This window comes from Desulfosarcina sp. (genome assembly GCF_033791525.1).
Classification (GTDB): domain Bacteria; phylum Desulfobacterota; class Desulfobacteria; order Desulfobacterales; family Desulfosarcinaceae; genus Desulfosarcina.
In genome coordinates this window covers 1-22,420 of the sequence record NZ_JASJGN010000477.1, presented here as the reverse complement: position 1 = coordinate 22,420, position 22,420 = coordinate 1, and the positions used below count along the sequence as shown (strand labels likewise).

24 protein-coding genes and 2 tRNA genes are annotated in these 22,420 nt (G+C 52.8%); 20 read left to right on the top strand and 6 right to left on the bottom strand.

The window, feature by feature from the left end:
- The first annotated feature begins 8 nt into the window (after positions 1-8).
- From argH to QNK41_RS22580, 10 genes are all read left to right on the top strand, one after another.
- Positions 9-1,397, top strand: coding sequence for an argininosuccinate lyase (gene argH, locus QNK41_RS22625; RefSeq protein WP_319262045.1), 1,389 nt, complete (start codon positions 9-11; stop codon positions 1,395-1,397).
- A gap of 434 nt (positions 1,398-1,831) precedes the next feature.
- A complete protein-coding gene (locus QNK41_RS22620; RefSeq protein WP_319262044.1) occupies positions 1,832-2,323 on the top strand; it encodes a hypothetical protein in 492 nt (163 codons plus the stop codon).
- On the top strand, positions 2,320-3,147 hold the full coding sequence (dapF, locus tag QNK41_RS22615; protein WP_319262042.1) for a diaminopimelate epimerase: 828 nt from the start codon (positions 2,320-2,322) through the stop codon (positions 3,145-3,147). The genes QNK41_RS22620 and dapF overlap by 4 nt, the downstream gene beginning before the upstream one ends.
- Positions 3,135-3,662, top strand: a complete 528-nt coding sequence (gene folK / locus QNK41_RS22610; RefSeq protein WP_319262039.1) for a 2-amino-4-hydroxy-6-hydroxymethyldihydropteridine diphosphokinase — start codon at positions 3,135-3,137, stop codon at positions 3,660-3,662. The genes dapF and folK overlap by 13 nt, the downstream gene beginning before the upstream one ends.
- Positions 3,663-3,781: 119 nt before the next feature.
- Entirely contained in the window at positions 3,782-4,039 is a 258-nt protein-coding gene (locus QNK41_RS22605) for a hypothetical protein (protein WP_319262036.1), read from the top strand.
- A gap of 111 nt (positions 4,040-4,150) precedes the next feature.
- The gene (gene fsa / locus QNK41_RS22600) at positions 4,151-4,795 is read left to right on the top strand and encodes a fructose-6-phosphate aldolase (RefSeq protein ID WP_319262033.1); all 645 of its coding nucleotides are present in this window, start codon (positions 4,151-4,153) and stop codon (positions 4,793-4,795) included.
- 182 nt (positions 4,796-4,977) lie between these two features.
- Positions 4,978-5,541, top strand: a complete 564-nt coding sequence (gene pgsA / locus QNK41_RS22595) for a CDP-diacylglycerol--glycerol-3-phosphate 3-phosphatidyltransferase (protein ID WP_319262030.1) — start codon at positions 4,978-4,980, stop codon at positions 5,539-5,541.
- A 53-nt stretch (positions 5,542-5,594) separates the two neighbouring features.
- Positions 5,595-5,669: transfer RNA gene (locus QNK41_RS22590), tRNA-Gly, on the top strand.
- 14 nt (positions 5,670-5,683) lie between these two features.
- Positions 5,684-5,758 (top strand) — tRNA-Cys (locus QNK41_RS22585).
- A 376-nt stretch (positions 5,759-6,134) separates the two neighbouring features.
- On the top strand, positions 6,135-6,614 hold the full coding sequence (locus QNK41_RS22580; RefSeq protein ID WP_319262027.1) for a DsrE family protein: 480 nt from the start codon (positions 6,135-6,137) through the stop codon (positions 6,612-6,614).
- A gap of 53 nt (positions 6,615-6,667) precedes the next feature.
- On the opposite strand, the gene QNK41_RS22575 is transcribed toward QNK41_RS22580, so the two are convergent.
- The 3 genes from QNK41_RS22575 to QNK41_RS22565 form a co-directional block, all read right to left on the bottom strand.
- On the bottom strand, positions 6,668-8,044 hold the full coding sequence (locus tag QNK41_RS22575) for a sigma-54 interaction domain-containing protein (protein WP_319262024.1): 1,377 nt from the start codon (positions 8,042-8,044) through the stop codon (positions 6,668-6,670).
- A complete protein-coding gene (locus tag QNK41_RS22570) occupies positions 8,037-8,570 on the bottom strand; it encodes a Rab family GTPase (RefSeq protein ID WP_319262021.1) in 534 nt (177 codons plus the stop codon). Before QNK41_RS22570 ends, QNK41_RS22575 begins: the two co-directional genes overlap by 8 nt.
- 220 nt (positions 8,571-8,790) lie before the next feature.
- Positions 8,791-9,465, bottom strand: a complete 675-nt coding sequence (locus QNK41_RS22565) for a mechanosensitive ion channel family protein (RefSeq protein ID WP_319262018.1) — start codon at positions 9,463-9,465, stop codon at positions 8,791-8,793.
- Between the two features lie 608 nt (positions 9,466-10,073).
- Between QNK41_RS22565 and QNK41_RS22560 the strand changes: the two genes are divergently transcribed.
- The 5 genes from QNK41_RS22560 (at position 10,074) to QNK41_RS22540 (ending at position 12,761) form a co-directional block, all read left to right on the top strand.
- Positions 10,074-10,511: a hypothetical protein gene (locus QNK41_RS22560; RefSeq protein WP_319262015.1), complete on the top strand. Its 438-nt coding sequence runs from the start codon at positions 10,074-10,076 to the stop codon at positions 10,509-10,511.
- 49 nt (positions 10,512-10,560) lie between these two features.
- Positions 10,561-11,829: an OmpA family protein gene (locus QNK41_RS22555; protein WP_319262013.1), complete on the top strand. Its 1,269-nt coding sequence runs from the start codon at positions 10,561-10,563 to the stop codon at positions 11,827-11,829.
- 53 nt (positions 11,830-11,882) lie between these two features.
- Positions 11,883-12,062, top strand: a complete 180-nt coding sequence (locus tag QNK41_RS22550; RefSeq protein WP_319262011.1) for a YegP family protein — start codon at positions 11,883-11,885, stop codon at positions 12,060-12,062.
- Between the two features lie 75 nt (positions 12,063-12,137).
- The gene (locus QNK41_RS22545; RefSeq protein WP_319262009.1) at positions 12,138-12,521 is read left to right on the top strand and encodes a DUF2780 domain-containing protein; all 384 of its coding nucleotides are present in this window, start codon (positions 12,138-12,140) and stop codon (positions 12,519-12,521) included.
- Positions 12,522-12,539: 18 nt separating this feature from the next.
- Entirely contained in the window at positions 12,540-12,761 is a 222-nt protein-coding gene (locus QNK41_RS22540; RefSeq protein ID WP_413815196.1) for a hypothetical protein, read from the top strand.
- Positions 12,762-12,763: 2 nt separating this feature from the next.
- Here the strand turns inward: QNK41_RS22540 and hisA are convergent, their stop codons facing one another.
- A complete protein-coding gene (hisA, locus tag QNK41_RS22535) occupies positions 12,764-13,534 on the bottom strand; it encodes a phosphoribosylformimino-5-aminoimidazole carboxamide ribotide isomerase (protein ID WP_319262003.1) in 771 nt (256 codons plus the stop codon).
- A gap of 59 nt (positions 13,535-13,593) precedes the next feature.
- The gene (locus QNK41_RS22530) at positions 13,594-16,152 is read right to left on the bottom strand and encodes an EAL domain-containing protein (protein WP_319262000.1); all 2,559 of its coding nucleotides are present in this window, start codon (positions 16,150-16,152) and stop codon (positions 13,594-13,596) included.
- A 251-nt stretch (positions 16,153-16,403) separates the two neighbouring features.
- On the opposite strand from QNK41_RS22530, the gene QNK41_RS22525 reads away from it, so the two are divergent.
- The 3 genes from QNK41_RS22525 (at position 16,404) to QNK41_RS22515 (ending at position 19,594) form a co-directional block, all read left to right on the top strand.
- The gene (locus tag QNK41_RS22525) at positions 16,404-17,405 is read left to right on the top strand and encodes a methyltransferase (RefSeq protein ID WP_319261997.1); all 1,002 of its coding nucleotides are present in this window, start codon (positions 16,404-16,406) and stop codon (positions 17,403-17,405) included.
- A gap of 26 nt (positions 17,406-17,431) precedes the next feature.
- Positions 17,432-18,124 (top strand): 16S rRNA (guanine(527)-N(7))-methyltransferase RsmG, encoded by a 693-nt coding sequence (gene rsmG, locus QNK41_RS22520; protein ID WP_319261994.1) that lies wholly within the window; start codon positions 17,432-17,434, stop codon positions 18,122-18,124.
- A gap of 669 nt (positions 18,125-18,793) precedes the next feature.
- Positions 18,794-19,594 carry a transporter substrate-binding domain-containing protein gene (locus QNK41_RS22515; protein ID WP_319261991.1) on the top strand — a complete coding sequence of 267 codons (801 nt, stop codon included), beginning with the start codon at positions 18,794-18,796 and terminating at the stop codon, positions 19,592-19,594.
- Between the two features lie 204 nt (positions 19,595-19,798).
- Here the strand turns inward: QNK41_RS22515 and QNK41_RS22510 are convergent, their stop codons facing one another.
- Positions 19,799-20,287, bottom strand: coding sequence for a tyrosine-type recombinase/integrase (locus tag QNK41_RS22510; protein WP_413815195.1), 489 nt, complete (start codon positions 20,285-20,287; stop codon positions 19,799-19,801).
- A gap of 519 nt (positions 20,288-20,806) precedes the next feature.
- Between QNK41_RS22510 and QNK41_RS22505 the strand changes: the two genes are divergently transcribed.
- Both QNK41_RS22505 and QNK41_RS22500 read left to right on the top strand, forming a co-directional pair.
- Positions 20,807-21,805, top strand: coding sequence for a metallophosphoesterase (locus tag QNK41_RS22505; RefSeq protein WP_319261986.1), 999 nt, complete (start codon positions 20,807-20,809; stop codon positions 21,803-21,805).
- 418 nt (positions 21,806-22,223) lie between these two features.
- Positions 22,224-22,420: hypothetical protein (locus QNK41_RS22500; protein ID WP_319261984.1), on the top strand; the 197-nt coding region annotated here is incomplete at its 3' end.

Here is a 22,420-nt window from a genome sequence, read left to right as displayed (position 1 = left end):
CGTGGATCATGGCTGAAAAACCCTGGGACGGACGGTTTTCGGAGAAGACAGACAAAAGCGTGGAGACGTTTACCGCCTCCATCGCCTATGACTGTCGCCTATACCCTTACGACATTGCCGGCAGCATTGCCCACTGCAGGATGCTGGCCGCGGCCGGTATCATCACCGATGAAGAGGCCAGCGGCCTGGTGGAAGGGCTGGGCACCATCAAACGGGAGTTGGATCGGGGCGAGTTCATCTTCGACGACAGCCTGGAAGACATCCACATGCACATCGAGGCCCGACTGCTTCAAGTGGCGGGGAAGGTGGCGCAGAAGCTTCACACCGCCCGCAGCCGCAACGATCAGGTCGCCCTGGACCTTCGCATGTACCTGCGTGACGAGACGCAACGGACCATCGATTTCCTGCAAACGCTGCGGACGGTGTTGGTGGATCTGGCCAACGGTCACCAGGATGTGGTCATGCCCGGCTACACCCATACCCAACGGGCCCAGCCGGTGCTGTTTGCCCACCACATGATGGCCTATTACGAGATGTTCACCCGGGATCAGGCACGCTTCTCCGACTGCCTGGACCGCATCAACGTGATGCCGCTGGGTGCCGCGGCACTGGCCGGCACCACCTATCCCATAGACCGGCCCTATGTGGCTGAGCTGCTTGATTTTCCCCGGGTCAGTTCCAACAGCATGGATGCGGTGTCGGACCGTGATTTCGCCATGGAATTTCTCGCGGCCGCAAGCATCTGCATGGTTCATCTGAGCCGGTTGTCCGAGGAATTGGTGCTTTGGTCCACATCGGAATTTGGCTTTATCACCCTTTCGGATGCGTTTGCCACGGGCAGCAGCATCATGCCCCAGAAAAAAAATCCAGACGTTCCGGAGATTGTTCGAGGAAAAACCGGTCGGGTGTTTGGTTCACTGATGGCCCTGCTCACCCTCATGAAAAGCCTGCCCATGTCCTACAACCGGGATATGCAGGAAGACAAGGAACCGCTCTTCGATGCAGCGGATACGATCAAGGCCTGCCTTTCCATCAACATCCAGATGATCCCCCGGATCACCGTTAACCGGGAGGTCATGCGCAAGGCCGCGTCCATCGGATTCCTCAATGCCACGGACATGGCCGATTATCTGGTGAACCAGGGCATGCCCTTTCGGAAAGCCCACGCCTGCGTGGGGGGCGCTGTGGCCTATGCATTGGACAAGGGAAAGGAACTGGACCAGCTGACCCTGGATGAGCTCAAATCATTCTCGCCCCTGATCAAGGCGGATATCTTCGATCACTTGACCCTGGAGTTCATGATCGACCGCCGGCAGAGCCTGGGGGGAACGGCAACGGAGAACGTGACCCGGGCGATTGCGGAGGCCAGAAAGGCACTGGCCCAACCGCCGGCCTGAAATTCGGCCAGGTTGATCGATGAGGAAACGTTGGCTTTTATGGTTTCTTACGAGGCTTGAAAAGCGAATATCGAAAAATGAATAGCGAATGCCGAATGTCGAAGTAAGGAATTCGTAAGCGTTCTCAGGTTCAGGGTTCACCGTTCTGGGTTTGTTTACTATTGGTTGGCCTTGTTCGCAGGCGAATACGTTCCTGATGAAACCGCCAATCCCAGGGCGAGTAAATCAGGTATGTAAACATTCACCGGATTAGCGTTTATCGTATGTGGTTAATTGCGCTGAGGTTTTCGGTGCACCCGGAACCTCTGAACCCTGAATCTTTGAATCCGTGAACGGCTATAAAAAAAGATAAAGCGCAGCGATTTCATCCTTCGGCATTCTGCGGTTCAATATTCTGCTGTTCTGCGGTTCGTTTTTCAATCGTCCGAGGTCTAATGATAGACAATAAAAGAACTCGCATCTGTTCAAAAATGATCGTTCTATCCGGGCTTTTTTTACTGCTCAGTGTCAGTTATTTTGGGTGCGGTGTCAAGGGCCCCCCGGTGCCGTCCCGACAGCCGCCGGTACCGGCGGTGGCGGATCTGGCATACGCGGTGACCGACCAAACCGTCACACTGACCTGGCGTCTGCCGGGGGCGCTTTCGGCCAAACAGGCAAAAAACGCGGCATTCGGCGTCTACCGCTCCCGATCCGCCCTGGCTGAACCGGACTGCGATGGCTGTCCCCTGGTATTTGAAAAAGTGGCCACGGTTCCATACGTTCATACGCAATCCAACCGGTTTTCCATCGATGCCCCCCTGGAAACCGGTTTTCGCTATGTGTTCAAAGTGCGGCTGGAGACGGACGGCGGTGACGGACCTGATTCAAACTCGGTGCAAATCGATCATTTGCCCGATATGCCTTCCGGAGTGTCGGAGACCCCATGAAAACCATTCCCTTTTTAAAAATGAGTGGCAGCGGCAATGATTTTATCATTATCGACAACCGGGAGGCGGTGGTGCCCGAAGCTCAGCTGATGCGTCTGGTCATCGGGGCCTGCCGCCGAAAGATGTCGGTCGGCGCCGATGGCATGATCTTCATCGAATCGTCTGCCAACTTCGATTTCAAGTGGCGCTTTTTCAACGCTGACGGGAGCCTGCCGGATATGTGCGGCAACGGCGCCCGTTGCGCGGCCCGTTTTGCCTTCATACACGGAATCGCCGATCGGCAGATGGCCTTCGAAACCCTGGCCGGAACGATCGAAGCCACCGTGGGTGACAACACCGTGAAGATCCGCATGACCGAACCCAGGGATCTTAAAACCGGAACCATTTTGGATATTGAAGGAACTCCAACAGCCGTTGGCAGCGTCAACACCGGCGTTCCCCATGTGGTAATGGTCGTGGACGACGTCGAGGCGGTGGCTGTGGCAAAAACCGGGCGTCTCATCCGATATCACCCGAAGTTTGCCCCTGACGGCACCAATGCGAATTTTGTGGCTGTAAAGGAAAACGGGACGATTTTTATCCGTACCTATGAGCGCGGCGTCGAGGATGAGACCCTGGCCTGTGGAACGGGAAATGTGGCCGCAGCGCTGATCCTGGCCTGTGAACGGGGGCTGACATCGCCGGTTACGCTGACGACCCGTAGCGGGGGAAAACTAACGGTTCATTTCAAAACACAAGGCTGCCGCTACCAGGATGTATTACTGGAAGGCGATGCCCGAGTGATCTATCGTGGCGACCTGTGGGAGGAAGCATGGCGGTCGTGAAGACGGATCACGCCGTGTTCATTTCCGTCGGGTCTAACCTGGGCGGCAAACTGGACAATTGTCTCAGAGGCATCGCCGCCCTGACCGAATCCGGTGATTCGGTGCTTCTGGGGGCATCCCGATTTTTCCGGACATCGCCGGTGGACTATGCGGATCAGGACTGGTTCGTCAATGCGGCCGTAAAAATCAGGACAACGATGGCGCCTTTGGCTCTGCTGGATCAACTGGTTGCCATTCAGCAGCAGATGGGGCGAAAAGCCGATGCGATCCGGTTCGGTCCGCGGGTGCTGGACCTGGACATCCTGTTATACGACGACCGGATCGTCCGGACGTCGAGGCTGACGATTCCCCATCCGCGCATGCACAAAAGGGCTTTTGTACTGCAGCCCATCTGTGATATAAATCCGTCGATCATTCATCCGGAGCTGGGACAAACTGTTGCCGATCTGCTAAGCCACCTTGACGATGAGGACCAGCGGGTCATCCCACTGGAAAACCAGCCCATACTGCTATAGGGATAGGGTTAAGACAATCAATTTGGCAAGGCAGATGGAGGAAGCCGTATGCTAATACCGCCACGACCGATAACGCAGCTCAAATCAATGGTCTTAACCCCTATACAAGGCCCGGTGTCGTGAAACTGCTTCTGCTGATTATTATCGCCTACCTGGCCTACCGGGCTGCCAAATCGTGGGTGATGCGAAATCTTCAGTCTCCCGGACAAAATGGATCAAGCCAACCCAGCATCGATGATGTGATGGTCAAGGATCCGGAGTGCGGGATCTACTTCCCCCAACGGGAAGGGGTGGAATTGAAATGTGGCGGGGAGACATTGCTGTTTTGTTCGGCGGTCTGCCGTGACGGGTTTTTAGAAAAACAGAAACGCGAATGACGAGCCCATAGCTGACAGCTATTCGCTCATATTATGGGAATGGATCTGGATTCATGTATGCGGAATCCAATACTGCTGATTAACATCTGATACTCAGGAAGGAATCCGATCATGAAATTCTTTATTGATACTGCAAATATCGATGAAATTAAAGAGGCCCACAGCATGGGCATGGTGGACGGCGTGACGACCAACCCGTCGCTGATTGCCAAAGAGGGCCGCGTGTTTGAAGACGTTATCAAGGAGATCAGTGAAATCGTGGACGGCCCCATCAGCGCCGAGGTGATCAGCCTGGAAGCCGCAATTATGCTCAAAGAGGGGCGGGAATTGGCAAAAATCCACCAAAATATTGTCATCAAGGTGCCCATGACCGTGGACGGTCTCAAGGCCACCCGGCAGTTCGCCGAGGAGAACATCAAGACCAATGTTACCCTGATTTTCTCACCGCTTCAGGCATTGATGGCGGCGAAGGCCGGAGCCACCTATGTAAGCCCCTTTATCGGGCGGCTGGACGATCTTGCGCAGGACGGCATGCTGCTCGTTGAACAGATCGTTGAGATTTTTGCCAACTACGCCTTCGATACCGAGATCATCGTGGCCAGCATCCGCAATCCCCTGCACGTGCTGGACGCGGCGCTGGCCGGGGCGGATATCTCAACCATCCCATTTAACGTGCTGAGCAAGCTGGCGGCTCACCCGCTGACAGACAAGGGCATCAGCGCCTTTCTGGCCGACTGGGACAAGGCCAAAAAATGACGGGTTCACAAAAAGTTCGATATCTGCGTTACGCTTCACCCCTCGTCACTGCGGCGTACCGCAAGTACACCTCATTCCTTGATCTCGAACGTTTTGCGAACCCGTCGGGAATGCGACTTTTTACGAGTTCATAAAAAATAACGGGCCCCCCCAATGATGAGAGGACAATCAATCTAAAGCAAATGAAAAACGAGCGGATCAACTCACTTCTCACCCACCCCAACACCCTGACGCTGTTCAGGATCGTCTCGGTGCCGATCATCGTGATGCTGCTGATGAGGCCTAACCGCTTCACGGCACTCTTGGCCGGCCTTATTTTCAGCGCCGCTGCCATCACCGACTATTTTGACGGATACCTGGCGCGCCGATACGGGCTGGTCTCCAACCTGGGCAAGGTCATGGACCCGGTGGCTGACAAACTGCTGGTCTCCTGCTCGCTGATAATGCTCACCGCCTTGGGATGGATGCCTGCCTGGGTCGCCTGCATCATTATCGGTCGTGAGCTGGCCGTCACGGGGCTCAGGAATATCATCGCCCAGAATAAAATAGACGTCTCCGCATCCAGCCTGGGCAAATACAAGACCGGTTTCCAGATTGCGGCCATCATTCCCCTGATGTTTCATTTTCCGGCCTTTGGATTGGACTTTCACGCCGTGGGTATGTTTTTCCTTTGGGGAGCCTTGGTATTTACGCTCTGGTCGGGGGCGGATTACTTCCTACGCTTCAGAAAATTACTTCGCGGCTGAAATTATCTGTTGACATTGAAACCATTAATTTATAAAAGAGCCACTTCAACTGAGCGGGAATAACTCAGTGGTAGAGTGCGACCTTGCCAAGGTCGAAGTCGCGGGTTCAAATCCCGTTTCCCGCTCCATTTTTTTTTGTACGGGCGGCATAGCCAAGTGGTAAGGCAGAGGTCTGCAAAACCTCCATTCACCAGTTCGAATCTGGTTGCCGCCTCCAAAATTAGTGAACCTAAAGGGCTGAATCATCGTATTCGGCCCTTTTTTGTTGGCTATAACTCAAATGCAAATCCGTCCTCTTTGTTCACGCCGCCTGCTGGCTTCCGGCAGTGCCTCGAGATGGCCTCTTTGGCCTCCTACAAGCTTGATGGCGTAAATACGGTACTCCGCAGTGACGAAGGATAAAGCGTAACGCAGATATCGGGCTTTTTGCGAATCCGCCAGGCCTGCTTATCAGAGCATGTCAACCTGCCCTGATCGAAAAAAGGCAGTGGATGCCTTGACCATCAAGCAATTCTGTCTTTATGTTTAAGATGATCCTATCTTGCACCAAACCGCCAATTTGGTGCCGAACCTGCCTGAAAAAGGAGGTCACTATGAAAAAATTACTGATTGTGTTGCTGGTCCTTTTCCCTTCAATTTTATTTGCCGGCAACGTGGATGACAAACAGGCCCTGGGTGATTTAAAAGCAGTTAAAATCGTTTGTGATGTCAACGTGGGAAAGGCCAAGCTACTCCTTCGGCGACTTGAGTTGATCGATGAAACTTACAGCCAGCTAATCGATGCCGGGGTCACACCGACCGTAGTGGTCGCTTTTCGCGGCGGAGCCAGCCTTTATGTCACCCGAGGGGGGCAGTACGTGGACGCCAAGGACGCAGGAATAAAAAAGGAAATTCAAGGATGGATCGATCAATTCAGTCAACACGGCTTTCGTCTCGAGCAGTGTGCGATCGCAGCCAAGGCGCAAAAGGTCGAACCGGCGGATTTTTTACCGACGGTCACCGTCGTTCAAAACGGTTATATTTCACTGGTGGCCTATCAGGCAAGGGGCTATGCCTTGCTGCCCATGGATTGAGCCGGTCGGGAAGCGGTTGGGCCACGATCTAACGGGGGGGCTCCACCGACTCACTATCGCGGTTCAAGGCCGTGCTTTTCCATGCGGTATCGCAGGGTATGGCGGGTGAGGCCCAGCAGTCGTGCGGCTTTGCTCTTATTGTTGTCGGCCTGTTCAAGTGCCGAAAGAATCAGGCTGCGTTCGACTTCCTCCAGTTCGATTCCCGTGGAAGGTACGGTCCAGGGCTGATGACCGGCGTTGGCGGCACTTGCCGCGGGTGTCATTAGCACAAGATCGGGTAAATCGATTTCATCGCCATCGATGAAGATCATGGCTCTTTCGATGCAGTTGCTCAATTCTCTGACGTTTCCCGGCCAGTGGTGCGCCAAAAGGACGTTGCGGGCGCCAGGTGAAAAACCCTTGACCTTCTTCTTGAACTGGATGTTCAGCAGTTCTATGAAATGTTCGCCAATCGTTGCGATGTCCTCTCCGAGTTGTCTGAGCGGGGGCAGGGTGATCGATACCACATTGAGGCGATAGAATAGGTCTTCGCGAAACGTTTTTGCGGCAATTTCCGTTTTCAGATCGCGATTGGTTGCGGCGATGATGCGCACATCGACCTCTCGCTGAAGCGTGCTGCCAAGGCGTCGAAACGTTTTTGATTCAATGGTGGAGAGCAGTTTGGCCTGCATATTGAGGGGCAGTTCGCCGATTTCATCCAGAAAAAGAGTACCTCCGTGAGCCGCTTCCAAAAGGCCGGGTTTGGCGGATACGGCATGGGTGAAGGCTCCTTTTTCGTAGCCGAACAACTCAGCCTCGATCAGTTGTTCAGGCAGCGCTGCACAATTGATCTCCACAAAAGGCGCATCAGCGGCCATCGAGCTTTCATGAATCATTCGGGCGGTGAGGTTTTTGCCTGTTCCGGTTTCACCCATGAGCAGCACGGTCGCCGACGGGACATGACTCAGCCGTTGAACGGTCTGGATGATCTGCTCGATGGCTGACGAGCGACCCAGAATCGAATGGCCGATTTGGCTGCGCCGATGGTCGATGCTCGTGCGGTAAAGGTACATGTCATAACGCTGCTGGTTGGCAGCTTGCAGGGCCAGAGCTGTCTGGGTTGCATCTTCCAATACAAGCAGGGCGCGATCTTTTTCGTTGCAGGCCAGCAGGAGCAGATTCAGGTAGCGCGTTTGCCCCTGTTTGTCGCTGCGGTTTACATATTCGAGGTGATAGACGGATTCCTGCTTGGCAAGAATCTGTTGCAAGTCGTCCTCAATTCCTACCAGTTCGGGGAAGATGTCCGTGATAAGGGCAAGCGGCGATTGTGTGGGCGTCATGGACAGCAGCTGCTGTGCGGCAGGACTGGTTTCCATCACCCGCAGCCGTCCATCGAAATATATTGCACCAAAGCCTTTATGGTCCAGTAAAATGTTGAGCGGATCAGCCATGCAGCATTTCGATGTTTTGGGAGAGCAGTTGAAAAGCCTCCTCCACCCGGTCACCAGTTTTGGCGCTGGTCAGGATCAACTCGGATCCAAAATCGGCCGCCAGTCGTTTGTAGTCGGAGAAGGTGTCGGTCCGATCCTTCATCAAATCGATTTTGTTGCCAATGGTTACCAAGGCTGCCTTGGGGTTGACAGACAGGAACTTGTTGCCGATGGCCGCAAGTTCATCGACCGTTTCCGGCCGTGTCAGGTCTGCGATGGCCAACGCACCTGATGCGCCGCGAAAATAATTCATAACCACCGGGTCAAATTTTTCAAGTCCGGCGATATCCCAGATCAAGAACGTGTGTTGCGCGGTGTCGCCCGTTTCCCCGCAGACGACCGGCGGCATCAGTTTCTTACTGACGCTGATGCCGATGGTGGTCAGGTATTTGTCACTGAAGCGATCATTGACAAAACGTTGCACCAGGCTGGTCTTTCCCACGGCGAAAGTGCCCAGCAGACATATTTTCCGTTTTAAAACGCCCATAGTGAAGTTTACAGACAACTTGATAGAATCCACAACAGGTCCAGGCACTGGCTAACTCGCCATATCAGATCCAAGCATGGGCGTGGTGGCTATCTACATCGATCGGTTATGATCTTGAACATCAATCCTATTTTGGAAATGATCTATAGATATCCAAACCGCTGCCAACTGTCAAACTTTCTAGTGAACTGAATGGGAATTTAACTTAAGTTTCATTACATCAGCTGCGATCCGGCTGCGGATTTAACGAACAGACAGGATCGTTTTCACTTTCCCGGGGGCATCCGTGGGCCTCGCCCAGGCGTCGATTGATGCGGATGCCTTCAGCTTCAAACATGCTGCGGACGCATACCATGGTTTCCGAGCGGGCTTTCCAGTAGTCCTCTACCGATACCCAGAGCTGCGCATTCAAAATAACGCCATTGGCGCAGTATCCGGTGATCGCTATACAGCAGGAAGGCTCCGCGAGAACCCGCGGATCCTTTAACAACACCTCTTCGATAATATCTATGGCCGCCTCGATATCCCCACCATTTGCGACACCGAACCGGATGTCGATTCGACGGGTTCCATTTGCGGTGTGGTTGACGATGGTGTTTCCCATCAAACTGATATTGGGAACAAGAATAGTTGTCTGGTCCGGCATCACCAACTGGGTGTTGAACCACCGGATGGACGCCACCGTTCCGGTCACACCGCTCCCCGATATGGTATCGCCCAATTGGAACGGTTTCACGGCTTTCAGCATGAGGCCGGCGACAAATCGGCAAGTCCCTGTCCTGAACAGTATTCCGACGAGCAGGCCGGCGGCAAAGATAGCAGCCGCGATCAAGACACTGATCCCAAACAGGGCCATCAGGTTATCAAGCGTGGCGGAAAAAAAATCTGTGATCATCCCGACGCCTCCTTTCTGAATAGATCTTCTCACCCTATCAGTGAGACCTTAATAGGCGGTTGAAAAACGTCATGAGCGCAGGCAAGACAAGGCAGACTTCCGCGAAAAAGCGCAGTTTATGGGTGATAAATGAGCATGTTGAGTCGAATGTTGACGCCGTATGACCAAGCGCAATGGTTTTTCAACAGACTGTTAAAGCGCGGGTCGACAACCATACGGTCGGATGGTCCCGAATCGGGCTGGCGGCCCATAACCGCTTGTGCCACCTGAAAGCAATAATCCGGCCATCCTCTAACCGTTCAGCACACCTATTAATAACGTATAGTTTTTTCGATTCTTCCAAGAACATTCAACTTCATTGCCGTATTCACACAGGCATGGATTTGAGTGATTTCACGCACCCATTTGCGGATTTGCCGCACTTCATGCGCATACCTAATTCGGTGGAGTGTGAATAAAAATATTATTTTTTTATAACAATTACTAATGGTTAGCTTTTGTTTTCTTTTTCTTTAGGATGTTGGCAAGCCTGTTGCTCTATTCCTGAATCAAACTGAATCAAGCGCTCAATCGATGGGAACCCATAGAGCCGTTTTAAGGAGGGAATGATGAAAACAGCCTACGATATCCAACAGAAGATTTATCTCATGACGATCGCACTGGGGATCAGCTTGCTGTTGCTGGGATTGAATGCCTGCCAGAAGGCGGAATCAGATGCGGGGAAAACTGCCGAGTCCGTTGGCGAAACGATGGTCAAGGTGGTGGACGCTTCCCGTGAGGCGGCTGGAGAAACCATGGATAAAACCAAGGGTGCGGAAAGCGCCATTGTTGAAAGAGTCGACACGGCCAGTGAGAAGACCAAAGAGGTCTATCAGGCTTCCAGTGATACGCTGGACAAGGCTGTAGGAGACGGTGTCGATGCCTATGAGTCCACCGCCAAAAAGATGGAAGCGGCTGTGGGTGACAGCAAAGACGAGGCCAAGACCGCTGGCCAAACCGTGGGTAATCTATTGAATCAGGTGACAACCTCGAAAACGAATCAATGACCAGATGATCGATGCGACTATTCAACGATTTGGAAAAGGAGACCTCGATATGAATTTAACTGTTCGTCATCCGCTCGCAGTTGTGCTGGCCGCCGTGTTTATCGCCGCGTGCGCCACCCCTTACCATCCACTTCCACTTCCCGATTTTGACGCACAGCCGATCGACCCGGGGCGCTATGAAAAAAAAGTGGGGCAGCTTGTCTTTGTTCTGGATGCCTCCAGTTCCATGGCAGACGCTCACCGAGGATACCAGAAACTTGACATCGCCCGGGGGGTTATCAATAACTTTAACGACACCATGCCCGATCTGGACATGGATGTGACGCTGCGCAGTTTCGGTCATGCCGATTCGGTATCGTCGGCATCTTCCACCACCATGCTGCCGACTCAGGCATACTCCCGCGATGCGCTGACGTCCGCAGTCGCCAGGGTTAAAGAAGCCGGCGGCATCAGCCCCCTGGCCCGTGCCCTCGCAGACGCGGCAGCTGACCTCAAGGGCGCCGATGCACCCATAGCCATGGTCATTGTCAGTGACGGCAGAAACATGGCTTCGGGCGCCCTCACCGCCGCCGGGGCATTGAGGGCGGAGCATGGCGAACGGCTTTGCATCTATGCCCTACAGGTGGGCGATGCGGCCGACGGCACTGAACTGCTGAGTCAAATCGCCGCGGTCTCCGGCTGTGGCGAGGCTGTCAATGCCGATGGGCTCGGTTCAGGTCAGGCCATGCAGGTGTTTGTCCAAAAAGTTCTGCTGACTGCCAAGAACGACAGCGATGGCGACGGGGTGACGGACGACAACGACCGCTGTCCCGGCACACCCCGCAACATTCAGGTTGACATGCATGGATGCCCCCTGGACAGTGATAAAGACGGCGTTTCCGATTATAAAGACGCATGTCCGGACACCCCCGAGGGAACCACGGTCGACGCCAAGGGCTGCCCGGTTGTCACCACGAGTGCCGAAGTGACGGCTGCTGGCACCTATCTTTACAAGGACATCCAATTCGAGAACAACAAGGCGGAGCTGAGGGAAAGCTCTTTTCCATCCTTGAATGAAGTTGCCGCAGCCCTGAACGACCAACCGGGATTGAAGGTTGAAATCCATGGTCATACCGACGGCAGTGGGGCCCGGGCATATAATCAGGATCTTTCCCAGAGACGGGCCGAGTCGGTCAAGGCTTATCTGGAGTCCAATGGAATCGATGCTTCGCGGATGACCGCCATTGGCTTCGGCCCGGATCGTCCCATCGACAGCAACGCCACCAAAGAAGGTCGCGCCCGCAACCGACGGGTGGAATTCAAACCTGTCCGGCAGTGATGCGCGGTTCCAATAAATCGGTAACCACCCAATCTATAAAAAGGAGATTAAAAATGGCCTACACGTTCGAAGTTTACAAGGACAATGGCGGTGCGTTCAGGTTCCGGTTCAAAGCATCCAACGGTGAGAACATGTTTGCCAGCCAGGGATACAAGCAGAAGCGTTCCGTTGTGTCTGCCATTGAATCGATCAAAAAGAATGCTCCCGACGCACAGGTCGATGACCAGACCTGATCGCAAATCGAGACCTCGCCCTGACATCCAGTTTCGGTGTCCGGGCGAGGTTGACAAACCGGATAGGAGATAATTATGGAATTAGTCAGACTGCTTACCGAACAATTAGGCGTCAGCCCGGACCAGGCTCAGGGTGGTGCCGGGCTTCTTTTTAAGCTGGCCAAGGATAAATTGGGGACAGACGATTATTCGCAGATTGCCCGACAGGTTCCCGGTATCGACAGCCTGGTTGAATCGGCACCGGGGCCGGGAATGCTCGGATCGGCGCTTAAGGGGTTTGCATCCAATATCGGCGGCGGCAATGCCGACGTGGGTAACCTGGCCGGTCTTGCCGGCGGTTTTTCAAAGTTGGGACTGGACACCGGCATGGTCAGCCAATTCATTCCCGTCATCCTTTCCTTTGTGCAGTCCAAAGGAGGGGATGCCCTCAAGGGAACCCTTTCCAAGGTGCTCGGCTGATGCAGCGGAAAACCGCGAATTATGAAAGATCCTGCTCTCCAGATTGCCGTGGTGAAACTGGCTGACAGCAGGGTGAATGTTGTGGTTCGTCCATGGGTCAATTCATCGGACTACAGGGGCGTTTACATGGCAGAGCATGAGGCGATGAAGAAAGCGTTCGATGCGGAAGGCATCAATATTCCCTATCCTCAGAGAGATGTGCACGTTTATCAACACCAGTCTCACTCCATTCAGTCTTAAAACTAAAGCGTGTTTGGTCCATAGCGTCCGGCCAGGTCAGCATAACAAAGCCCGCTGCCGCCGAATATGTCCAGGGCGCTGCCCACGGTAAAATCGATGCATCCGTTTCCCAGCGAGTCGATCAGATCAATGTCCTGCTGGCTGGATATGCCTCCTGCGTAGGTGACCGGCAGGCCCGTCCAACGGCCCAAATAGGTCACCAGTTCGGATTCGATGCCACCACAGCGCCCCTCTACGTCCACGGCGTGGATGAGAAATTCGTCGCAGTAATCGGAGAGGCGGTCCAAGAGCGGGTAGGTGACTGCCTCGGTGGTGAATGTCTGCCAGCGATCGGTGGCCACCAGGTAGGTGTCGCCGTGTTTGCGGCAGCTCAGGTCCAGAACGAGGCGTCTTTTCCCGATTTTCCGGGTCAGCTGTTTCAGGCGCTCCATGTGTATGCGGCCGTCGTGAAATACCCAGGAGGTGACTATGACATGGCTGGCGCCGGATTCCAGCCAGCTTTCGGCATTGTCTGCGGTGATGCCGCCGCCCACCTGCATGCCGCCGGGCCATCGCGAGAGGGCCGACCGGGCCGCAGCCGTGTTGCCTCTGCCCAGCTGGATTATGTGGCCGCCGGTGAGTTTGTCCCGGCGATAGCGGTCGGCAAACCATCCGGCGGGTTTTTGTGCCTGAAAGTTGGTTTGCAGACCGTGGGCGTCCGTATCGGACAAGGTGGCACCGACGATCTGCTTGACCACGCCGTCGTGAAGATCGATACAGGGGCGAAAGCGCATGAAATGCTCCGGACTCCTGGGTTAGGAAAGAAAAGGAAAGGGTTTGAGGATTCGGGGGGTCAAGGGGTCGTCCTCCGAGATTTTTTTTTAGGTTGGGCCGAAGGCGTTCCTTGGCCCTTCGCGGCGACACCGTCCTTCCCGGGGGGAGCGGTTCTCTGTTGACGCTTGAGCAGATCCTTGAACTTCTCTACCGGAACGGGGTGGGCAAAAAAGAAACCCTGCATGCTGTTACACCCGTAGCTGGCCAAAAAATCCTTCTGCTCCTGGGTCTCCACGCCTTCGGCCACGGCATCGATGTTCAGGTTGCGGGCCATGGCGATAATAGTTTTGATGATTTCCTGGTCCCCTTTGTTGCTCATGGCATCGGATATAAAGGATCGGTCAATTTTCAAGGCGTCGATGGGAAATCGCTTCAGGTAGCTCAGCGATGAGTATCCGGTGCCGAAGTCGTCAATGGAAAAGGTGATTCCCTCGGCTCGCAGCATTTTCATCTTGGAAATGCATACTTCCGGGTTCTGGATCACACTACTTTCGGTGACTTCAAGCTTGAGGCACTCCGGAGGCAGACCGCTTTCACGAATGATATCGATAACCATCTCTACGAAATTAGGCTCATGAAGCTGTCTGGCGGACAGATTCACCGCCACGAAAAGATCCGAATAGCCCCTGTCATGCCAGCGCTTAGTCTGGGCACAGGCCGTTTGCAGCACCCACCGCCCCACGGGCACGATGATGCCTGTCTCTTCCATGATGCGGATAAAATCAGCCGGGAGAACAAGTCCCAGTTCCGGATGGTTCCAGCGAAGCAAGGCTTCCATGCCCATGATGCGGTTGGTTTCACTGACCAGCGGCTGGTAGTAAAGCACCAGCTCGTTCTGTTCCAGTGCTGTTCTCAAGCTGCTCTCCATCTTCATGCGGTACAAGGCCTTGCGGTTCATCTCCTCGGTGAAGAATCGGTAATCGTTCCCGCCGTTTTCCTTGGCGGCGTACATGGCCATGTCGGCGCTTTTTACCAGGCCTTCCACCTCCCACCCGTCGTTGGGGAAAACGCTGATGCCGATGCTGGTGGAGGTAAATATCTCCTGACCGCTGTATCGGAAAGAGCGGGTAAGGGTTTGCTGGATTTTCCGTGCCACGCGCGCAACATCGATATCAAGGCTCAAATTGGTCAGAATGATCGTGAATTCATCTCCGCCGAGCCGGAACAGGTGGTCTGTCTCCCGGAGACATTCCTTGAGCCGTTCAGCCACGCCTTTAAGCAGTTGGTCACCGGTATCATGACCCAGGGCATCGTTGACCTGTTTGAATTTGTCGAGATCCAGGAACATCAGTGCCCATGCCCGGTCTGAAGTCCGGCGGCTCGAATGTTGAAGCAGATCGTCGATGCACATATAAAACGATTTGCGGTTGGGAAGCCCGGTGAGAATGTCGTGATAGGCGACATACCTGAGCGCTTCGTCTTTTTTTCGGCGTTCGCTGATATCCTGAAGGGTATTGACGTAACCTTCGGGATTGCCCTCGGTGTCGAAAAAAACGGCGCCGCTGATGGAGACGTCAACCACCTGCCCGCTTTTGGTAAATCGTCGGGTTTCCACCCCCGAAAAGGAGGCTCCCTGATGAATTTGTGCCAGGAATTGTTGAGTCTCGGGCTGGTTTTCCTGGGGGACAAAGTCGATCGGCCGGTGTTGACATTCGTCCAGGCTCCACCCGAAAACACGGGTAAAGGCGGGATTCAGGTAGATGACCCGTTCGGACATGTCTCTGACGATAACCGGATCCGGAGCGGCTTCCAATACGGTGCGGTGACGCTCCTCGCTCTTTTCTAACGCCTCCTGCGCCTGTTTGCGCGCAGAGATGTCCCGGTAGATGACATAAATGGCCGGTTCGTCTTTTTCCGTCGCGATCGGTTTGGCCAGGACGGAGACATCCACCAGGGTCCCGTCTTTTTTCTTTCGCCGGGTTTCAACCTCAAAGCAGGCCCCGCCCATTGCCCGTGCAGAAAGAGAGAGACCTTCGGCCTTCAATTGTTCGGGGACGATCAGGTCATCCATTCGCTGGCCGATGCACGTCTCTTCCGTGTATTGGAAAAGACGGCAGAATTCTTCGTTGATGCGGATCACCCGATTATCCAGGTCGAGGATGGCAATGGCTTCCGGGGCGATGTCAATCAATTGTTCGGCATAGCTTTTCTGACTGTGCAGTTTTTTTTCTGCCCGCCTGTGTTGGGTGACGTCACGGATGACACACTGGTATCCATAAATGCCGCCGTCCGAGTCATCCAGACGCATGGTGGTCACGATGCTGTGTTTCAATTGACCGTCGTTGCTCACGAAAATGACAGGCGCGTTGTGGACCAGGCCCGTCTTATCCACCTGGCTGATCAAGGGTGCCCGGTCCGCCAAGTTGGCATAAAAGGCGGCGATGTTCGATCCTTGCAGTTCGGATCGGAAAATGCAGAAAAATTCCAGAGCGGCCGGATTGAAATCGATGATACGGCCGTCCGGAGCGGTGACGATGACGGCATCGGGGGAGCGTTCGAAAAGGAGGCGATAACGGTCTTGTGCAACCCTGGCATTATGGGGGGTGGTTTTTGATTCAGTGCGGTTTTGTCTGGTCATTCGATATTTCCATGGCAGCCGAAATGCGTTGCCTGTTGTGCCTTGCAGATGAACCAAATTCACCTGCAATCCTGACCATACTATTCTGGTGGCGACCCTAACAAAAAAGCGGCGGGCTTGGCAAGTGGATAAAGACCACTGAGCCGGTGTGTAGGTGCATGATTGTTGACAAGGTGAGAACAATCTCCTACCTAATTGGATAGGGGCAATTTAATACCGAATGAATCCACCCAACAATCAAAGGGGGAAAGATGGACCAGCAAACCTGGACACCGGACCGGATCCTGAAAACATCAGGCGCCTATTGGGCCACCTGCGCACTGCACGGCGCGGTGGCGCTGGACGTGTTCACCCGCATCGGGGACATCCGAGTGGGTGGGCAGCGCGTGGCCGAACAGCTGGATGCACCGGTTGACGCCGTCAGCCGGCTGCTGGATGCCCTCGCCGCCATGGGCCTGCTGACCAAAGATGAAGGGGGCTATGCCAACACCGAGGCCAGCCGGACCTACCTGTCGATGGATTCAGACCGCTACATCGGTTACATCATCCAACACCACCACCACCTGGTGGAGTCCTGGGCAAAGCTGCCGGAAGCGATCCTCACAGGGAAACCGATCCGGCTGCCCGTTCGGGAGAAAGGCACGAATGCGCGGGAGGCCTTTCTCATGGGGATGTTCAACCTGGCCACCCAGCTGGCACCGCGGCTGGTGCCTGTCGTCGACCTTTCCGGCTGCACCAGGCTGCTAGATCTGGGGGGCGGTCCCGGCACCTATGCCATTCACTTTTGCCGGCACAATCCGGATCTTACCGCAACCGTGATGGACCTGCCCACCACACTGCCGTTTGCACAAAAAACTATACGGAACATGGGCATGGGTGATCGGGTGGCCTTTATTTCCGGCGATTATCTGCAAGACGCCATCCCCGGCAGCTACGATGCCGTATGGATGTCCCACATCCTGCATGGCGAATCGAAGAAGGACTGCCTGCGCATCATCAAACTGGCATTCGAGTGCCTGATCCCCGGCGGCGTGGTGGTCATCCATGAATTCATCCTGGACGACAGCCTGGACAGACCCCTGTTTCCCGCCCTTTTTTCCCTGAACATGTTGTTGGGCACCGAGGGAGGACGGGCATACAGCCAGGCTCAGCTTGCCGGCATGCTCGAAACGGCGGGTTTTGTGGACGTTCATCGTTTGGATTTCACCGGGACCAATGACTCCGGTTTGGTCCGGGGTGTCAAACCCACCTGATCCAATGGTGACGTCGAGGGCATCCCATGGAAATCGATTCTGAAAAATGGCGGCAAACGCTGATCGAGGGCGCCTTGGCCTTGGGGCTAACGATGACCGTCGGCCAGGCCCGAACCATGGGTGAACATGCCCTGGAACTGCTCCAGTGGAACCGGGTCACCAACCTGACGACCATCACCGATCCCCTGGACGTGGCGCTCAAGCACTATGTGGACGCCCTGGCGGCGGCTCCCTGGATCGGCGACAGGGCCCGGGTCATGGATGCCGGTTCGGGCGGCGGGTTTCCCGGTCTCCCGCTTGCCATCCTGCGGCCTGACCTGTCGGTCACCCTGGTGGACAGCGTCCGCAAAAAGGTCTCTTTTCTCAAGCACACCATTCGGACCCTTGGGCTGAGTGACATCGATGCCGTTCACGGGCGTTTGGAAGACCTTTGCCTGCTGCCGGAATACCGCGGCAAATTCGACCGGGTGGTCTGCAGGGCATTCTCCTCGCTGGAAGACTTCGCCAACCTTGCCCTGCCATTTCTTTCTCCCGGCGGCTGTTTGCTGGCCATGAAAGGGCTCCAAGCAAACCACTCGCAGGAAACCGCCAACCAGAAGGGTGACGGGTCAATCATCCTCGGCGGTACGTCCTTTTCGGTCCATATCCACCGCTATCGTCTGCCGTTTCTGGATGCTCAGCGAAGCCTGGTACAGCTCACGCCGATAAGTGAGGTCTGAGGATTGGGGTCAGACGTCCGCATTAAATCTGCAAAACCAGCGGGTAGGCTGAAGGCTGAAGGTATATAAGGCGGTATGATTTCAGTCGTTTTTACCACGAGCGACAATTTTCAATCGAATGTCCATAGATGGGGATAACTTGACAATCTATTACCGCAATATTGTACTCGACCTGACAGCCACGAATGATGGTATCTGTACTTGGGCCTAACTGGATATTATCTCAAATCTATGGAATTGAATGAAATACACAAGCTACAAAATGTAATCGCAACCTCACCAGCATTCTACCTGCCCACTACATCTTTAGCCGGGTTCACACAAAAGCACCGTATTCAAGTCCGATTATGACAATGGTCTGGAATTTTCTGGTCTCGTTTGTTTTCGGGCGGTTCTGGTTAAAGGTCACATGACATACGATGCAACATGCTGTATCTACGATGCCATTGACACTCCATTACAAATTCTTTACACTCATCGACGGATAAATCAAGATCGTATCTTCTACTCTTCACATGAAGCTAATTCACCTTACCACTCACTGACCACTGAAGGGCGCTATTTTAGAAGGAGGCGTTGCAACCGTCCACGGCCGAATACATGCTCTGATGCCAACTACTAATTTTAAACGGGCATTCCACTCGATCAATTTTATAAGGAGAAGTCTTAATGAAGAAAACAGTTCTTGCCGTCGTATTGCTGTCAGTCCTGGCGCTGTTCATGGCCGTCACCGTCTCGGCCGGTCCTACAATGGATCGAATCCTGAAAACGGGAGAGCTGGTTATCGGTACCAGCGGCGCACAACCGCCCATGACGGCTATTTCCCAAAAGGGTGAAATTATCGGACTCGACGCCGATATCGCGCGGTCAATGGCTGCTGCTTTAGAGGTCAAGGTTAAATTTAAGATCCTGCCGTTTGCCGATCTGCTACCAGCTTTGGAAGCCGGGCAGGTAGATATGATCCTTTCGAGTATGACCATCACTCCAACGCGCAATCGAAAGGTGGTTTTTGTGGGGCCTTACTTGGTTTCTGGTAAAGGAATTTTAACATTGTCCAATCGGTTCGCCACTTTGCAACAGGCCACAGGATTGAATGCACCGGAAGTCAACATTGCCGCATTGAAGGATTCTACCAGTCAGAAGTACACCGAGACACTTATGCCCGAGGCCAAGCTGATACCCATTGACTCATATGACCAGGGCATCGACCTGTTATTGAAAAAGAAGGTTGATGTCGTTGTGGCGGATTATCCTTTCTGTGCATTGACCGCCTACCGATACCAGGATAAGGGGCTGCTGGCCGGCAAAGCGCCCCTCAGCTTCGAACCGCTTGGCATTGCCATGCCCGAAGATACCCTGCTGGTCAACTGGGTGCAGAATTTCTTGATACTGCTGCAAGGCAATGGCCAGTTGCCGGAAATGCACAAGAAGTGGTTGACCGGAGGCAAGTGGGTTGACGAATTGCCTTAGACCGGGTTTTATTGTCCTGCAAAGGACCAGTTGTTTCATTCCAAATTGCATGTATGTGCGGCATAGAACATGCTCGATGAAAATTTGATCGGTAAATATAGCTGCAACGATCTTGTAGATGTCAGTCTCAGAAATACCAAAGGTGTTCGATTATAGTCGCAGTTGTAAGGGTGGGCCAATCAACCGGCCCCACCCTTTCTCGTTTTAGCTGTAAATGGTTTCAATCCTTTTCAATGCCTCTGAACCGCTTATCCTGCCCAAATAAATCTGGGTGGTGGACAGGTTGGAATGCCTGAGAATGATCTTGCTCACAATTTCAAGGGGTACACCTGATCGAGAGGCATACGTGGCCGCATGTCGTCGCAAATCATGTGGCCTCAGGTGGATGCCAACCAACCGGCCTGCTTTCAACACAACCGACCTTGCTGCTTCATAGCAAATTGGAAAAATCCTATCTCGCAGTCCGACATTTCGGGTTTTGACATATTCTTTAAGACGGTCAGCAACTTTCTGCGGTATAAATATCATTTCATGCTCACGTCCGCTTTTTGGCTCTCTCAACAGGATATTTCTTTCGGCAATATCATTTGGAACGATCTTCAAGACTTCTCCGATTCGCATTGCACCTCGTGCCATCAATTCCAGAATCAATCGGTCTCGCATCTTGTTGGTCCGAAAGATGATTTCATCCACGGTTTCCTTTTCGAGTATATCAAATTGAGTTTTTACCTTTGTGCGGAAAAGCTTACGCAACATAGGCTAATCGCAGGGGTTGATGACATCCGGATCGAGGTCGTTTTTGGCAAAATTGAAAAATGCCAACAGGCTGGTGAATCGAGCGCGTTTTGTTTGGGGTTTGCGACCTTCGGTGAGTTGGTTCATGAAGTCCAGGATGTTATCAACGGATAGATCGTTAATGTCATGATTACCGAATTGCTGGCAAAACTTATCCTTTACGAACGAGTGGGCTCTGACTGTATTTTTTTTTGGAATGGATCTGATGATAGTCGATCCAGATTTTTCCCGCTTTTGACACTTTCATGACATACCTCCTTGGCTAAAATGTTTGACAACGGCCCAATGCCAAGGTAATTTTAAGATGTCTTAATCGAATCTGCAATAATTTCGTTGTGTTTGATAACTGAGAGTCTCTCAATATATCATGACGTATCGCTTTCCATCGCTTGATTGTACATCTCAATCCAGGGAGAAATGAATTTGCCAACCTCTTTTTTACAGAAGACCTCGAAGTCTGCCCAATCTCTGCGTAACAAACGTTTACTTCTTCATAGAACCGAAGCTGACAGGCGTCTGGTATGGGCCCTGACGCGATCCATTCTCGAAGCAGATATTTATAAACATCTGCGGTATGGTGAAAAACGAAGACGCCACTGGTCTCTTTTCGAATTTTTAATCCGTATGTTCGGAGTTTGCTTAAAAGCCTTTAGACTGCACCAGAGAGGTTATCACAACGCGACTGGTATTGTTATCAACAGGGAACGTCTTCATTTCGGCAATCTGCCGGCGCCCTTTCACGGATACACCTTGTTGCATCTAACTGATCTTCACGCGGATTTTATCTCAGGATACGAGAATATCATCTGCGAGAGTATCAAGAACCTATCCTATGACGCTTGTGTAATGACAGGAGATTACCGGAAAAAAATCAGCGGAAGTATCAAGACCCCAATGAAAGCCATGGAAAAAATTACTTCAACGATTAGGGCAAAGGATGGAATTTTTGCAACGTTCGGCAATCATGACACATACCGGATGGCGGAGCCATTTGAAAAAATGGGAATTACAATTCTGCCCAATGAATCTATTTATATCAACAGAAACAACAGCAGGATACAGATTACTGGAATTGATGATCCCTATTATTATTACACGGACCAAGCGCTAACCGCCTTGGAGGAGACAGAGGAAGGTTTTAAAATTGCCTTGGTTCATACACCGTCACTATATGACGTTGCTGCAGAAAACCGTTATCAACTATATCTGTGCGGCCATACACACGGTGGCCAGATCTGCCTACCCGGCGGATATCCAATCATCCTCCATCTGAGATATGGCAGAAAATATTACCGTGGATTGTGGCGATACAGGAAAATGACAGGTTACACCAGCCAGGGATGTGGCACCATAGGCATCCCCATCCGATTTAACACTGTGAGCGAAGTTACTTTAATAACATTGCTGAAAGGATGATTTGTCCTGCATAATTTCGATGTTAATGCTCGAAAAAACAACACCAATCAATAAAAGCGACCTCCCTGCCTCATTCAATTCTTAAAATCCCACAACAATAGGACCTTAAAAAGTGGACAAATTACCAAAAGGTTTGTGAGCATTTTTTTTCATCTGCCATCTTCTCCATCGTTGGAATCTTGACAAGGTCGGTTGATACCTAATTGTAAGATATGAGCTGTTATCCTGATCTGGCGGGCCTATCGTCCTTTTCAATCTGGAGACTACGAAATGGAAACAAGGTGCATACTTAATCAATTAATTCAAAAACTGATTTTGTTAGTCATAATACTTTCACTTTTAGACACTTCAGATGGCTGTGCAGATAGTAATGTACAATCTAAACACAAAACCGTAACAACGGTAATCCTAATTCGTCATGCAGAAAGAGACAATTTCTTCAACATTACTAATCAGGGCCATCGAACACAGCCAGGGAGAGTTGAAGACGTGGCTAAATAGATGGAAACAGAACGCTAAATCCAAACGAGAACTGGCCCTGCAGGTTGACAATGCTGCTCATGCATTAAACCACAGACCCCGTCGCAGCTTGTTCGGTAAAAACGCATGTCGGAA